Annotated in this window: 14 protein-coding genes; 1 reads left to right on the top strand and 13 read right to left on the bottom strand. The window is 57.8% G+C overall.

Translation table 11 applies throughout. The features are described from left to right. Positions 1 to 4 precede the first annotated feature (4 nt). Genes BK659_RS04295 through BK659_RS04285 form a run of 3 tightly spaced genes read right to left on the bottom strand, consistent with a single transcriptional unit; the run spans position 5 to position 1,750 of the window. On the bottom strand, positions 5 to 265 hold the full coding sequence (locus tag BK659_RS04295) for a phosphopantetheine-binding protein (protein ID WP_123423882.1): 261 nt from the start codon (positions 263 to 265) through the stop codon (positions 5 to 7). Continuing rightward, positions 246 to 1,055, bottom strand: a complete 810-nt coding sequence (locus tag BK659_RS04290) for a lysophospholipid acyltransferase family protein (RefSeq protein ID WP_123423881.1) — start codon at positions 1,053 to 1,055, stop codon at positions 246 to 248. Before BK659_RS04290 ends, BK659_RS04295 begins: the two co-directional genes overlap by 20 nt. After that, the gene (locus tag BK659_RS04285) at positions 1,031 to 1,750 is read right to left on the bottom strand and encodes a beta-ketoacyl synthase chain length factor (protein ID WP_123423880.1); all 720 of its coding nucleotides are present in this window, start codon (positions 1,748 to 1,750) and stop codon (positions 1,031 to 1,033) included. Before BK659_RS04285 ends, BK659_RS04290 begins: the two co-directional genes overlap by 25 nt. A 360-nt stretch (positions 1,751 to 2,110) precedes the next feature. Here BK659_RS04285 and BK659_RS04280 point away from each other — a divergent pair, with 360 nt between their 5' ends. Further along, positions 2,111 to 2,881: a ParA family protein gene (locus tag BK659_RS04280; RefSeq protein WP_123423879.1), complete on the top strand. Its 771-nt coding sequence runs from the start codon at positions 2,111 to 2,113 to the stop codon at positions 2,879 to 2,881. Positions 2,882 to 3,024: 143 nt separating this feature from the next. On the opposite strand, the gene trxC is transcribed toward BK659_RS04280, so the two are convergent. From trxC to BK659_RS04225, 10 genes are all read right to left on the bottom strand, one after another. Further along, positions 3,025 to 3,459, bottom strand: a complete 435-nt coding sequence (gene trxC, locus BK659_RS04270; protein WP_123423878.1) for a thioredoxin TrxC — start codon at positions 3,457 to 3,459, stop codon at positions 3,025 to 3,027. A 98-nt stretch (positions 3,460 to 3,557) separates the two neighbouring features. Next, a complete protein-coding gene (locus BK659_RS04265) occupies positions 3,558 to 3,863 on the bottom strand; it encodes a helix-turn-helix domain-containing protein (RefSeq protein ID WP_123423877.1) in 306 nt (101 codons plus the stop codon). A 355-nt stretch (positions 3,864 to 4,218) separates the two neighbouring features. Next, positions 4,219 to 4,491, bottom strand: coding sequence for a hypothetical protein (locus BK659_RS04260; protein ID WP_123423876.1), 273 nt, complete (start codon positions 4,489 to 4,491; stop codon positions 4,219 to 4,221). A gap of 35 nt (positions 4,492 to 4,526) precedes the next feature. Continuing rightward, entirely contained in the window at positions 4,527 to 4,853 is a 327-nt protein-coding gene (locus BK659_RS04255) for a DUF6124 family protein (RefSeq protein WP_123423875.1), read from the bottom strand. Positions 4,854 to 5,080: 227 nt separating this feature from the next. Beyond that, positions 5,081 to 5,572 (bottom strand): hypothetical protein, encoded by a 492-nt coding sequence (locus BK659_RS04250; protein WP_259740209.1) that lies wholly within the window; start codon positions 5,570 to 5,572, stop codon positions 5,081 to 5,083. Between the two features lie 119 nt (positions 5,573 to 5,691). After that, the gene (locus tag BK659_RS04245) at positions 5,692 to 5,955 is read right to left on the bottom strand and encodes a hypothetical protein (RefSeq protein WP_123423873.1); all 264 of its coding nucleotides are present in this window, start codon (positions 5,953 to 5,955) and stop codon (positions 5,692 to 5,694) included. A 96-nt stretch (positions 5,956 to 6,051) separates the two neighbouring features. Next, positions 6,052 to 6,492, bottom strand: coding sequence for a hypothetical protein (locus tag BK659_RS04240; protein WP_123423872.1), 441 nt, complete (start codon positions 6,490 to 6,492; stop codon positions 6,052 to 6,054). Next, positions 6,489 to 11,159 carry an RHS repeat-associated core domain-containing protein gene (locus tag BK659_RS04235; protein ID WP_259740205.1) on the bottom strand — a complete coding sequence of 1,557 codons (4,671 nt, stop codon included), beginning with the start codon at positions 11,157 to 11,159 and terminating at the stop codon, positions 6,489 to 6,491. Before BK659_RS04235 ends, BK659_RS04240 begins: the two co-directional genes overlap by 4 nt. Further along, the gene (locus tag BK659_RS04230; RefSeq protein WP_123423871.1) at positions 11,159 to 11,896 is read right to left on the bottom strand and encodes a DUF4123 domain-containing protein; all 738 of its coding nucleotides are present in this window, start codon (positions 11,894 to 11,896) and stop codon (positions 11,159 to 11,161) included. Before BK659_RS04230 ends, BK659_RS04235 begins: the two co-directional genes overlap by 1 nt. Beyond that, on the bottom strand, positions 11,886 to 13,928 hold the full coding sequence (locus BK659_RS04225; protein ID WP_123423870.1) for a type VI secretion system Vgr family protein: 2,043 nt from the start codon (positions 13,926 to 13,928) through the stop codon (positions 11,886 to 11,888). Before BK659_RS04225 ends, BK659_RS04230 begins: the two co-directional genes overlap by 11 nt. Positions 13,929 to 13,946 lie beyond the last annotated feature (18 nt).

Below are 13,946 nucleotides of genomic sequence, written 5' to 3'. Positions count from 1 at the left end.
GGTCTCAAGCCGCCTGTTTTGCAGTGACGAACGCCGCAAGGCTCGTCACGTTGGTGAAGTGACCGCGGGTGTCATTGGCTTCGGCATCAATCTTGATACCGTACTTTTTCTGAATCGCCAGGCCGAGCTCCAGAGCGTCAACCGAGTCCAGACCCAGGCCTTCGCCGAACAGCGTCTGCTCGTCGCCGATGTCTTGCACACCGATGTCTTCGAGGCCCAGGGCTTCGATGATCAGCAGTTTTATTTCACGCTTCAGATCGCTCATCTTCGGCGAGCTCCTTAATAAAGTAATGGTGAAAATAATCGTTGAGTTTGCGCGAGGCCTGAGGGGGTGAGCCGAGCGCTGCGAAGGCTTGTGGATCTATATCGGCCCCTACACGGAAACTGAAGTGCACGCGACGTTTTGGGATCCGATACCAAGGCTCGGCCTTGGTCAGGGTTGTCGGGCTGACCTTGATAATCACCGGGGTGACGATTCTCGCACCGCGAAGGGCGATTGCCGCAGCGCCCCGATGAAAGGCCGGCGGTTGGCCGGGTTGGGTGCGAGTGCCCTCGGGAAAAATTATCAGGGTCTGGTCGTTTTTCAGTGCATCGGCGGCGGCGTCGAGCATGTCCATGCTGCCGTCGTTGCTGATGTATTCGGTGCGGCGTAGCGGACCGCGAGTGAAGGGGTTCTCCCAGAGGCTCTTCTTGACCACGCAGTTGGCGTGGGGCACCAGACCGATCAGGAACACGACATCGATCAACGATGGATGATTGGCGATGATCATCTGCCCCGGGCGGCCGAGTTTTTCCGCGCCCTGGATGTCATAGGTCAGCACGCCCGAGCGGGCCATGAACCGGACAAAAAACCAGAATATCCGGCTGACGATATGTCGCGCCCGTTGCCGATGGGTCTGGGCATCGCCCGGCAGGCAACTCAATAGCGGTAAAACCACCAATCGCAGGCACAGCGCGCCCAACCCGAAGAGGGTAAAGCTCACGGCGGTAGCCAGCAGACGCCAGTAGTAGGCGTCGCGGTTTTTAGCGGTTACAGGTTGCGTTGCCAGGTCCATACACGATTTTTCCAGGCATGTTGGCAGGTGGTCTGCTGGCCGAGCAGCATGCGCAACAGATTCAGTGCATGGGGCCAGTGGGGTTTGGACAACGCATCCGAGGTGCTGTTCAAGGACAGCTGCCACTGATTTCCGGGTGTGATCAACAGGCCGACCGCGTACGGAAACGGCACATCGTCGATCCAGGCTGAGTAGGCTTGCGGCGGTTGCTCTTCGGTGATCACCAGCAATACCGCAGGCGCGCCTTCCTCAAGCAGCGCCGCAGCCTCCAGCATGCCGTGTTCAAAGCCATCGCCGGCCGCGGCGAGGGCGGTCATCTCGCTAATTTCGCCACGCATGATCGACCACAGTCCGATGACAGCGTTGTGCACCGACAGGCTGAACTGGGTCGGCGACAGCGGCTGATCGGCTGCCAGATCGTTGAGAATCTCGAAGGTACGCGGGGTTTCGCCGTGACGAGAAATAAAGACCAACGGTAGCTGTTCGCGACCCTCGGCCAATGGCCAGCCGACGCTAAAGGCCATCCGCGCCAGACGGCTGAGTCGCCGGCGCTGCATGGCCGGCAGAAACGATACGTCGGGGGCGGCATCGCTGCTCTCAAGCACGACCGGTTGTCGGCTCCAGGCTTGCCAATCGTCCACGCTCTCGAGCCCAGGGGCCCAAGCGCGCCATTGGGCGATATTGAATTTGATCACTGAAAATTCATCCCGCCCCTGCGGGCTTCCTTGACGCGGTGAGTCGATTGACTGGCGACTGACCCGGCATGACGCTACGGCCGAGCGGCGCGCATTATCCCGGTGCAGCAGGCTTGTAGCAAATACTGGCTCCATTTTGTTCGGCGCGCCATGTCGTTTATCGACTAAAAAAGCTGTCGTTTGGCCATTATTCAGTTTTTTGCAGACGTGTCTGCCAGATGATTCATCGATAGAGGAGCGAAGCAGGTCGGTTTTTTGCCGAGATTGCAGCTGACTGTGTAGTCCGATTGCCAACGAGGTAGCTAAGCAGCGGTGTCGGCTACTACACTCGGTCATTCTTTGATACACGGAGGTTTTGACATGCGGCGCGTGGTGTTCAATCAGAAAGGTGGCGTGGGCAAATCCAGTATTGCCTGCAATCTGGCGGCGGTCAGCGCCAGCGAGGGCTATCGCACGCTGCTGGTGGATCTCGATGCCCAGGCCAACTCCACTCAGTACCTGACGGGTTTGACCGGCAACGACATCCCGATGGGCATTGCCGACTTCTTCAAGCAAACCCTGTCATCCGGGCCGTTCTCGAAGAAAAACCAGGTCGATATCTACGAAACCCCGTTCGACAACCTGCACGTGGTTACCGCCACCGCAGAGCTTGCCGACCTGCAGCCCAAGCTTGAGGCCAAACACAAGATCAACAAGCTGCGCAAACTGCTCGACGAACTGGCCGAAGACTACGACCGGATCTACCTCGACACCCCGCCAGCGTTGAACTTCTACGCGGTTTCAGCGTTGATTGCCGCCGATCGCGTGCTGATTCCCTTCGACTGCGACAGCTTCTCCCGTCAGGCGCTGTACGGCCTGCTGGCAGAAATCGAAGAGTTGAAGGAAGACCACAACGAAGACCTGCAAGTCGAAGGCATCGTGGTCAATCAGTTCCAGGCCCGCGCGAGCCTGCCGCAGCAGATGCTCGACGAACTGATCGCCGAGGGCCTGCCGGTGCTACCGGTGTACCTGGGCAGCTCGGTGCGCATGCGCGAATCGCACCAGGCCAACATGCCACTGATCCACCTCGACCCCCGGCACAAACTGACCCAGCAATTCGTCGAACTGCACAACCTGCTGGAAAACACCTGACTCCTACAGACAACATAGAACCCATGTGGGAGCGAGCTTGCTCGCGATGAGGGCGTGACATTAAACAGAGATGTTGGCTGTCAGGCCGCTATCGCGAGCAAGCTCGCTCCCACATTGGGTTCAGGGTGGCGTTGAGATCGTCGTCAGATCCCCTGACTACGCAACCAACTCATCAACTGCGGCAACGGAAACGCCCCGCTCTGACGCGCCACTTCCCGGCCGTTCTTGAACAGAATCAAACTCGGAATCGAGCGAATCCCCAACTGCGCCGACAACTGCTGATTCGCCTCACTGTCCAGCTTGGCCAACCGACACTTGCCCGCCAACTGCCCCGCCGCCTGCTCGAACACCGGCGCAAACGACTTGCACGGCCCACACCAGTCCGCCCACACATCCACCAGCAACGGCAGATCGCCCTTGATCTGACTGGCGTAATCGCCTTGCTTCAACTCGAAGGGCTTGTTCAGCAGGACTTCGGCTTTGCAGCGCCCGCACTTGGGGTTATCGCCCAGACGTTCGGCGGGGATGCGGTTGAGGCCGTTGCAGTGGGGGCAGGGGATGAGCAGTGGATCGGACATCGGAGAGCTCCGTAGAGGCGAGGCAGAGGTTTAGTAGTTGGAGGCTGGTGGCAGAGATATCAAGTTGATGGGCAGGAGGGCTATGCCATACGTATTCATCAGAAGGACGCTTCGGTCACGCGCTTCATACGTACTCGCTGCTTTGATGATTCAGCAGGCGCTTTGTTTATCAGGGTGTCATTGAAGACTTCCGAGAGAAGTCCCAGGTGCCAGAGCACCAACATGAATGTGCGCAGCTCAACGACCGCTTCGCCCGCCTCAATTTTGCCGAGAGTACCTGTCGCCACCCCTACCTGTTTGGCGAGGTCTTTTTGCCTCATTCCGCGCTCTTGACGTCGTTTTTTCGCCAGCAGCCCAATGGATACAAGGCTTTCAGAGCAATCAAGGGGGAAGAAAGTGCTCATTAAGATTCGCCAAAATGATCTTTAAGTAGATTAGGCGACAGTACAGTGAGTCTTATGGAGGCGTAAAGGAGGTCTATTCAAACGTCTCTAACCCTCGTGTTAAGCAAAAAAATGGGCGACGTTGGGGTTAATGCCAGTCAGTTAAGAGATTCCGGAGCGACGCATACCCCGTAGCAGCTGGCGAAGCCTGCGTTCGGCCGCGAAGCGGTCGTAAAATCATGCAATGCGGTCTTCCAGTAATCCGTGTATGCCGAATATACGACGGCTACGCCGCCGAACGCAGGCTTCGCCAGCTGCTACGGATTGCGTACTGGCTTAACTGACTGGTATTAGGCCTTGGGGTCGCCCATATTCATTACGCCGAAACCTGCGCCCGCAAGCGTCGCCCGATGACGTCCAGTATGTCGCAGCCGTCGCGCAGCGAAATGACCAGCGCCTGCGCAACCTCGTGTAGAACGCTGGCGTCACCCTGGATGTCGTCGCGCAAGGCGAAGGTTTCCAGCAGTTGGGTGGCGCTGCGGATGCGGAAGGCCGCTGTTTCATGCAGCACGTCGAGCGGGGCTTCGGTGTCGATCAGCAGGGAAGGGACGTTGCAGTCCAGGCCGGTGATGGGCATGTATCGAGACATGGGGAACACTCCATTCGATAAAACAGCGCGGCCCGTCAATGGACGGCGGACGGATTGAGCCGGCTGCCCGCCGAATCGGGTTGGTCGAGGTTCTCCAGTGCTCTGTTCACCAGCAGCTCGCCCAACACGATCATCTGCTGAATACCTAGTGCCACGTTGCGGTGCGACCCTTCAAGTTCAAAGGCCAGGTCGGTGGTCATCGCGTTCAGCGAGGCCAGGGTTTCGCTGGCGTGGACCAACAGGGTTTCGGTGTCGATATTGGGGGTAACGGTGAAGATGGGGCTTGGACGTTGGGGCGGGTTTTGGGTATCGAGGGGATCGGTGGCGGTGAGGCTGAGTGGTTTGAGGGTGATCTTTTTCATGGTGAAGCTCCCTGAGCTATGGAGCCGCATAGCGGCATTTGCATGCCTTGATACTGTTCAGTCTGTCAAAACTGGCCGCTGAATTTGTGGCGACTTGTGAAGACTATCCGCGTGGTTGATTTGGGACAAGTTCACCTAAGGCGCTATAGCGTGCAGGAAATGTCTTAGGACTTGGCCTAGGACGGTTTCTTCTTGGGGGAGTCAGGAAAATTTACAGGGAAAAGGGGTCAGTTCCTGAAGTAAAGCTCGTCCAGTTGACGTCTTCGGATCTGGAGATATTCCTCCCAAATTTTCGGGAAGTCCTCATCCTTGGTGAATGGGAAGGTCAGGTAAATATACATACCTGTCACGCTTATATACTCGCGTGTGCGTTTGAAGGCAGGTTGCTCGTACATCGAGATACTTTCATCGTAACCGTCGTGATGATGATGGATTTGTACACGATGCGGAGCGATCATGCATCGCGCAAAATCAATCACCCAGCCTTGATCCAATCCAGTGGTCAAGTAGCCGTGAACTCCGTCGGAAGAGAGGCGAATACACGACTTGGCCTGAGTGCCGTCGTCATCGTTCACTACAATGATCTTGTCTTTGAAGTATTGGATGCTTTTCTGGTTTGGCCCCCGCAAAACCAGATTCCAACCCTCAGCCGACATGCGAAATTCGCCTTGGTTTTCAAATTCAGCAATCCAGCCGTTTGGAAGAGTGATGCGATGCATATTCACAGCTTATCTCGAATGCTTTGAGAGAGTGGGGTGCGGACTTATTTTTACTGAGTGCTTGAAAATATATCTGTCCAATTTTTTTAATTTTCTTTCGTCATTTTGTTGGGCCGCTTCTAGGTTGCGACTCCACGATCTATTCCAGGTTGAATCATTAATAGATTGTCTACTTCTCGATTTCGGCAGCACTCGACGAATGATAGTGCGGTAGTTGGATTTTTTATATATGCATCAAAGGTGTTCTCGTCAATTTCGAAGTACTCTTCATAGTCAACCATTTGGTTGCTGACTGGTATCGAAACGTAGAATCTTCCTGTTTTTTCTTCAATTCCGACAGAAAATCGTTCTTTTTTTCTGAAAAAAACATCATTGAATTTCATTGTTTTTCCTGTAGCTCCAGCGGTGACACTTCAGGATGAAGGCGGATGGATTTATTTTTACTGAGTGTCTAGGAAGTAAATCCGTCTCCTTTTCTTTTAATCATCCTTTTGGCTAGAGCTTGAAGATGCGTTGTATTGTCTTAGCATTTCCTCTGAGCCGTCCCAGTTTGGGGGCGTTTTCCAATTCTTGTTTTTCTTTTTACCTAATATCATTCCAAGTATTTTTTTTGTCTCGTCGAAATAAATTCGACCGTCCCAATTCAAGCTGTCAATGAATCGCATTGATATGACGGTTTCTGGTTGTATCTCTGACAGTGCATTAATAAGCTGCTCGAAACCCGGTATCGCCATGGCAGCGGTATCGGCTATTTCTTTTTGTGTGGTGATTTCTTTTTTGTATGCATCACCTGTTTTTTTTATGATGTACTCGTTTTTATAAACAAAATCTTCATCTGTTTCTCTTCGGATAAGCTTGGCTGTTTCTAGCCCGCTACCCGAGAGATTAAAATCTTGTTCTAAAAAATCTAATATGTTCATGGTCTAAATACCTCAATATCCCCTTCGCGGGGGCCTTTCAGAAGGACCTCTTGTTCTCCCCAGCGGTCCTCGGAGTACTGCCATGACCACTTGTCCCCCTCTTTAGGGGCTCCAACCTTGAGCCTTAGAATAACTCCGTCCTCTTGAGCGAATTTCTTGGCGATATCGGGTGATCTTGTCCATGAAGTATATGGGCTCTCACCGGAGTGCCCACCGTAGTTGTGGTCGTCAGGGCTAACGTCGCCGCTGATTTTTCCGGGAGTTACTTTTCCGTTTATCGCATCATTTTCTGCAGGGTGCCCCTTGTGTACTCCGCGATACAAATACCCTTCTTCTGGAGTACTGGGAAGGCGAGGAAGGTTTTCGTAGTCAGCGTCCCTAGATTTTTTTGATTTCTCTGCGTCGGGGCCATCGCACGGTTCACACATCAACCCCAACGGATCCACCCACCCCGTAGGGTTAGGCACGTACTGGTAGTTGTTCAACCCACCCGCAAGCTTGATCGGATCCGGAGTCAAAAACCGCCCGGTCCCCGGATTGTAGTAGCGATGGCGGTTGTAGTGTAAGCCCGTTTCCGCATCGAAATACTGACCCTGAAAGCGCAGCGGGTTGTCGATTTCGGCTACATCCAGCGTGGCCAGGTTGCCGTAGGCGCGGTACTTGGCGGACCACATGATCTCGCCGCTGTAGTCGGTGAGTTCCTGCGGGGTGCCGAGGTGGTCGAGCTGGTAGTAGAACGGCTCGGCCTTGAGCGGGCCTTCGCCGTCGAGCATGGCCAGCGGGCGGAAGGTGCCGGGCTCGTAGATGTAGCTGCGGTAGCGGTTGTTGGCGCTTTCGGCGATCAGCCGTTCGCCTTGCCAGAGGAACTCGGTGGTGTGGCCATCGACGGTCTTGGCGATGCGGCGGCCGAAGGCGTCGTACTGGTAAGTTGCGTTGCTGCCGCCGGGCAGGCTGACGCCGATCAGGCGGTGTTGGCAGTCGTAGCTGTATTCGGTGACGAGTTTTTGCCCGGTGCCGCGGCGTTCGCGGGTCAGGTTGCCGTAGGCGTCGTAGTCGTAATGGCGGTCGCCCTGCATCAGCAGGCGGTTGCCTTTGACATTGGCCAGGTTGGCGGCGGGCTGGTCGCCTTGGCCCAGCAGGTTACCGGCCGGGTCGTGGGCGAAGCTTTCCGGGGTGCTGCCGCGCACGTTGATCAGGCGGTCGAGCGGGTCGTAGTGGTAGCTGCGATTGCCTTTGCGGCTGTCATCGATGCCCGCGAGGTTGCCGTTGGCGTCGTAGGCGTAGCGGCGCTGGAACAGATTGCGTTCCTGCTGACTGACGGTGTGCGCCTGCAACCGGCCTTGTTCGTCGTACTGGTATTGGCTCAGCAGCAGGCCTTGCTGGCGCTGCTGTTCGCGGCCAGCGCTGAACTGGTGGGTGGTCAGACGCGAGCCGTTGAGGTCGATGCTGCTCAGGCGACCGCCGGTTTGGTGGCGATAGTCGAGCTTGCTGCCGTCGGGCAGGCGGCAATGGCTCAACTGGCCGAGCGTGTCGTACTCATAACGCAGGGTGCCCCAGCCCTGATGCTCGGTTATCAGGCGGTCTTGCAGGTCGTATTCGTAGGCGAGCGGCCAGTGACCGTCGTCGACGTTCGCCAGGCGACCCAAGGCGTCGTAGCTGTAGTGAATTTCCTCGCCATCGGCCAGGGTTTTCACCAGCAGTCGGCCAGCGGCGTCGCGTTGGTATTCGGTGATCAGTTCGCTGCCGTCATCGCCAAATTCGGTTTTCTTCAGCAGTTGGCCATTCAGGTCATATTCGTAAGCGGTGCGCCGCCCGTCGAAGCCGGTTTCCTGTTGGATCAGGCCGTTCGGGTAGTAATCGAGGTGGTAGTGCTCGCCACGTTCGTTTTCGATTTCGCTGAGCAGCAGGCGCGAGTTGTCGTAGCGATAACGCAATTGGCTGCCATCCGGGTTGATACGGCGGCTGACCAGGTGCAGGCCATCGGCGTATTCGTAGCGGGTGACGCGGCCCAGTTCATCGCGTTCGGCGGTAACGCGGCCATAAGGGTTGTAGCTGAAGGCACGGGTGGCGCCGCCGGGCAGGGTGATTTGCGCGAGGCGGTTGGCGTTGTCCCATTGGTATTGGGTGATGGCGCCGCTTTCTTCCTGACGGGTGATTTGCCGTCCCAATGCGTCGTAGCGGTATTTGCGTTGACCGCCGTCGGGCAGACGCTCCTCCAGTAGTTGACCGAGATTGTTCCAGCCCAGTTGATGGCGGCTACCGTCCGGGTGGCGGATTTCCAGTAGACGGCCTTGGCGGTCGTAGCTGTAGGACGTTGCGTTGCCATCTGGATCGATCTGTTGGGTAATGTCGCCCTGGTTATTGCGCCGGTACTTCCAGGTCGCCTTGCCACGATGGACTTCACTGACGAAACCGTCGCTGTACTCGTAGGAGGTCGGCTCATCCTCTGGCGGAACAACGGCAGTCATGCGGCCGGCTTCGTTGTAGTGGTACTCGGTCACCGCGCCGAGAGGATCTTTCTCTGCAATCAAACGACCTTTTTCGTCATAGGCCTTGAGGTGTTCGGCACCGTCCGGGTCGACTTTGCTGACTAGCCGCGCCTGATCGTCGTGGGTGTAAACCTCTTCGCTGCCGTCAGCGTTGGTAACCGTGACGCTGCCCTTGTCATCCCAGACGTAGTGCGCGTCCATCTGCGAGAAGCTCGCCCAGTGATGGATGCAGCGCGCCGACTTGCCTTCCTTTTCCCATTCCCAGAAGAAGCTCGCGCCACCGGCCAGTTGCCGTTCAAGGATCACGTTCTGATCGTTGTAGGCATAGCGCTCGGCTTCACTGGCAGCGTTCTTCGCCTCGATCAGGCGCCACTGTGCGTCATAGCCATAAGTGATCAGTGTCTGGACCGTGCTCCAGGCATCTTCCAGGTTGTCGGCAGGGCTGAACTGCTGATAGTCGACGGCGATGATGTGTTTGCGGTCGTAACGCAGGAGTAAGGCACGACCGGCGCCGTTGTCGACCCGTTTGATCCGCCCGTGAATGTCACGAGTGATGTGCAGACGGTTGCCGTAATCGTCGCTGATGGCGATCAGTGTCGCGCCCTTGCTGTTGTAGCGGAAGTGGTAGAACCGGGCGCGTTCGCCAGCTTGGGTGAGGATCAGCTCGGACGGATCGTCACCGAGGAAAATCGCCGCTTCCGACAGGCTGTTGGTAATGGCCGGGCGTTGCGCACTCGGCAGCGGGAACGTCGTGACGCGGTTTTCATGGTCGGTCCAGACCACGTCGTCGCCCGCGATGTCAACGCGTTGCGCCAGCGCGTGACTCCAGCCGTAGCCGAGGCCGCAATCGATTTCAGCGGCGCTGGTGCGGTAGAGGCGAGTCCACTCGAAGGGCAGCAGACCGTTGAGCTGGCCGTCGGTCAGGGTCAGCAGTTCCTCACCGGTGACCATCGATACCGGGCAGCCATTGGTGCAGGTTTTCTTGGCGCACGTCGCGCTTTTTTCGTCGGGGTTTTTCGACTGTTTGGACGCGTCGTGGTGGGCCTTTTCAGCTTTCTCCAGTTTCGAGTTGCGCTTGCCATCAAAACGCAACTGCGCCAAACCTTTCTTCATCTGGGCCGTCACACCACGCGCGGCAACAGCGGTGTACTTCTCCACGTACTCCATGAAGCCTTTGATGATCTTGAACACGGACTCGACAAAACCAGTCACGGCCTTGATGACGATTTCGCCATAATTTTTCAGCCGCGCTGCAAGGTAAATGACCCCCGTACCTTCCGCTGCAATGGTCAGTACTATCGAAATCACGATATCGATCGCGATCCCGACGACGGCTGCCGTCGCCACTTTCGCGGCTTTGCCAGCCATTTGTGTCGGCGGTAAGCCTGCCAGCCAGATGAGGGCGCTGCGCACCATCAGGAATAGGGCGGCCTCGTCGCTGGCGAGCAACATGGCCTTTTTCATGACGTCGGGTGCGTCGTTGGCCAGCGCTTCAAGTTTGGCGAAACCTGCTCCGAGATCATCTTTGAATTTTTTGGGGTTCTGCAGGATATCGAGCACCATGCTGATCCCGTCCCACACCCCCTTGATCGCCTCCCAACCGCCTTCCAGGATGCCGTTGCCGACCGCCATGGCGGCAGACGAAGCGGACTGGGTCGCCCACTGAGGCCTGAACCCCGCCCATTCCTTGCGCAGGAACCCTTCCAGTTGACCGGTCAGGCCGTCATAGGATTTGAACAAGGTATCGATCTGAGCCGGTGTCACTTCATTGTGAACCCGGATCTTGTAGAACTTGCCCGGCACACCACCCGTCCAGCTGGCTTTGCCCTTGGCATCCAGTTTGACTTTGCTGACCGCACCACCTTCCACCGCAACGATTTCAACTTCGATGTCGCCGATCGGGATGTCATAGACCGATTCGAATTTGCTTTCGATCAGCAGCGGCCCCTTGAGCGGGCACTGGGCCACGCTCGAGAAGTCACCGTCGGTCATGGTGACCGATTTGCTGGTGTTTCCGACCTTGAGCACCCGCTCCATGCCCAGCAGCGAGGGCATGTCAGTCGCCCGGCTGACCTTGTCGGCCGCTTTGGCGTACCAGGTTTGGGTTTGCTCGCGGTACAGCGTCAGGCTGTCCTTGAAGGTACTCAGTTGGTTGTCGACGTAGGCAACGCGATCCATCAGCCTTGCTCCAGAATCAGGTGGTTTAGCAGTGCTTCATTAAGGGGTTTCGGAGCATCGGGGCGGCGCACGAAACGGGCGACTTTGTGCCTCAGGTTGCTCTCGGGATAAGCGGCGTAAATGTCCGGGCGTTCCTCGCTCAGCCATTGCATCAGGTTGTCGATCAGGGTCGTCGGGTCTTTGGCCGCGAGCCGATCAAGCAACCCCTGCGGCACTTCCCACCACGGCCACGCCTTGGCCGGCGGCACGCCGCGTGCGCCGACTTCCAGGCTTTGGCCATTGATCAGGTAGCGCTCGAACACTGGCAGAATTTCACCGGCCCCCACGCCGAGGCCTTCAAGGATCGGGTAGATATGCCGCCCATCCCAAAACCGGAAAAACACCTCGCTCCCATCCGGCATGCGGACCTGGGTCAGGCTGCGCAAGTGTTCGAACACCACGTCCGGCGCACTGCTGGAAACCGCCAGCCAGCCCCAGTCTTCGGCGTCGGTTTCGGCAATCCATTCGAGGAACGCCGAGCCGGGTTTCAGCTCGGCGAGGTACGGCATCACCGGCTGCCAGTCGGCATAAGGTGTGCCGCCCCAGATCGGGATCAGTTCGGTGGTCGCTTCTTGCTGGTAAAACGCATTGAGCGGCGCCGCATCGCTGGCGTTGCTGATGATCAGGTACAAGTGCTCACCGGCTTGCAGCGGACGGCTGGCGAGCCAGTTACGGGGTGTCAGGCGATCAGATGGCACAGGCACCTGCCTTGCACTTTTCGCACTCTTCACAGAACGGCGCGTTGCGCTTGAGGGTGTTGATCTGCGTCGGGGTCAGCACGGCGCCGGCCTGGTCGGCGTCGGCTTGCTTGAGCACGCCGGGCATTAACGGTGCTGCGCCGGTGCCGCTGCCTGGGCTGCCGCCGGAGTTCATGTTGATCGCCGGACCGCTGAGGGTCACGCCGCCGGCATCGATCTTGATGAAGCTGCCGCCGCCCTTGAGGGTCAGTTCGCTGCCGGCTTCGAGCACCACTTTCAGGCCGCTGCTCAGGTGGATTTCCTGGCCGGCTTCGATGAACTGGCCGGTGCCGATTTTGATGTGCTGGTTCACGCCGACAGTCAGGTGGTCGTTGGCGCGGGTTTCGACTTTGCGGTCGGCGTAGACGGTGTGGTGCTCTTCGGCCTTGAACTCGCTGTAGCTGTTGGCCTCGACGGTGTCGTGGCGTTCGTTGCCGACGCGGATTTTCTGGTCGTGCTCGATGTTTTCATCCCAGTCACGCTGGGCGTGCAGGAAGATCTGTTCCTGGCCTTTCTTGTCTTCGATGCGCAGCTCGTTGTAACCGCCGCCGCCCGGAGAACTGAGGGTCTTGAAGGTGCTGCGGGTCTTGTTCGCCGGCAGGTCGTACGGAACGACGTTTTCCTTGTGGTACAGGCAGCCGCTGATCAGCGGCTGGTCGGGGTCGCCTTCGAGGAAGGTGACGAGCACTTCCATGCCGATGCGCGGGATGGCGATGCCGCCATAGTGGGCGCCGGCCCAGGCGGACGAGACGCGCAGCCAGCAGCTGGTCTTGTCGTCGGCCTGGCCTTCGCGGTCCCAGTGAAATTGCACCTTCACCCGGCCGTACTGGTCGCAGTGGATCTCCTCACCTTTGGGGCCGGTGACCACCGCACTCTGGCTGCCGAGGATGCGCGGTTTCGGGTGCGCCAGCGGCGGCCGGTTCGGCACGTCCCACGGTGTGGCCTGAAAGCGGTTGCGGTAGCCCTGGTGGAAGTCGTCCTTGAGGTCGGTGGTGTCGCTGGTCACCGACTCTTCGAGCACCTGCGGCTGCTTGCCTTCGTGAAGGATTTCAGTGAGCAGCCAGAGATCGTTCCACTTGGCTTTGGGGTGTTGGCTCAGGGCCAGGAAATGCCCGCTGACCAGCAACGGCTGATCGCTTTTGCCTTCGGCCAGTTGGTAGTCGCTGCGGTGCCGTTCAAGGCTTCGCTTGGCCAGGTGCTTGCCGCGTTCGCGGTCGATGAAGCGCCCCGGATAGTCGTAGTCTTCGAGGTCCGGTTTGGTGTCGCCACGGGACTCGCTTTCGAGGGTGATGCGCGGTTTTTCGAAGTCGTAGTCGCGGCGCGTGGTGCGGCTGGTGCGGGTTTCCAGGCGCAGGTCGAAGCGTTTGATCACCGGGTCGTTGGCGACCATGCCGGAGTCTTGCTGGTAGGCCACGGGCGCGAGTTTCGGGAACACCGTCTGGTCATCACCGAACACCAGCTTGTGGCTCGTGGCGCTGTGCTGAAAGTGGTAGTGGATACCTTCTTCCTCGCACAGGCGCTGGATGAAATGCAGGTCCGATTCATCATACTGAACGCAGTACACACGCTCGGGATAAATCGCCCCGACTTTGAATTCGTAGGCATTGCTTTGGATGCCGTGCTCTTCGAGGACCTGGCCGATGATTTTCGGCACGCTGAGGTTCTGGAAGATGCGTTGGTTGATACGGTGCGACAGGTAAGACAACTGCGGACGCAGGGTCACCGAGTAGCGGGTCAGGCGTTTACCGGCATCGCCTTGGGCAACACGATAGATCTGCCCGTGAATGCCCGTGCCGTTTTGTGCGAGCTGCAAAAAAGCCGGTTTGTGCAACAGGCTTTCGAGGTCCAGGGACGGGTTTTCGCTGACCAGTTCGACGTCGAACGCGAACGGTTGGCTGATGGCTTCTCGACCGGTGAGGGCAAGTACCTGGAGATCGTTCGCCAGACCTTCTACGGTCAGGGCGAAGTGAGTCTGGTTGGCCGGCGCGAACATCCGTTGTTCCTCGTGCAG

The organism is Pseudomonas brassicacearum, assembly GCF_003732225.1.
Taxonomy (GTDB): domain Bacteria; phylum Pseudomonadota; class Gammaproteobacteria; order Pseudomonadales; family Pseudomonadaceae; genus Aquipseudomonas; species Aquipseudomonas brassicacearum_E.
The sequence above is the reverse complement of the archived record's forward strand: the minus strand, read 5'-3'. Positions and strand labels throughout refer to the sequence as shown.

Bases quoted from the DNA above. Each gene is read 5' to 3' on its own strand.
- BK659_RS04295 (WP_123423882.1), bottom strand. From the start codon at position 265: ATGAGCGATCTGAAGCGTGAAATAAAACTGCTGATCATCGAAGCCCTG.
- BK659_RS04290 (WP_123423881.1), bottom strand. From the start codon at position 1,055: ATGGACCTGGCAACGCAACCTGTAACCGCTAAAAACCGCGACGCCTAC.
- BK659_RS04280 (WP_123423879.1), top strand. From the start codon at position 2,111: ATGCGGCGCGTGGTGTTCAATCAGAAAGGTGGCGTGGGCAAATCCAGT.
- trxC (WP_123423878.1), bottom strand. From the start codon at position 3,459: ATGTCCGATCCACTGCTCATCCCCTGCCCCCACTGCAACGGCCTCAAC.
- BK659_RS04265 (WP_123423877.1), bottom strand. From the start codon at position 3,863: ATGAGCACTTTCTTCCCCCTTGATTGCTCTGAAAGCCTTGTATCCATT.
- BK659_RS04260 (WP_123423876.1), bottom strand. From the start codon at position 4,491: ATGTCTCGATACATGCCCATCACCGGCCTGGACTGCAACGTCCCTTCC.
- BK659_RS04255 (WP_123423875.1), bottom strand. From the start codon at position 4,853: ATGAAAAAGATCACCCTCAAACCACTCAGCCTCACCGCCACCGATCCC.
- BK659_RS04250 (WP_259740209.1), bottom strand. From the start codon at position 5,572: ATGCATCGCATCACTCTTCCAAACGGCTGGATTGCTGAATTTGAAAAC.
- BK659_RS04245 (WP_123423873.1), bottom strand. From the start codon at position 5,955: ATGAAATTCAATGATGTTTTTTTCAGAAAAAAAGAACGATTTTCTGTC.
- BK659_RS04240 (WP_123423872.1), bottom strand. From the start codon at position 6,492: ATGAACATATTAGATTTTTTAGAACAAGATTTTAATCTCTCGGGTAGC.
- BK659_RS04235 (WP_259740205.1), bottom strand. From the start codon at position 11,159: ATGGATCGCGTTGCCTACGTCGACAACCAACTGAGTACCTTCAAGGAC.
- BK659_RS04225 (WP_123423870.1), bottom strand. From the start codon at position 13,928: ATGTTCGCGCCGGCCAACCAGACTCACTTCGCCCTGACCGTAGAAGGT.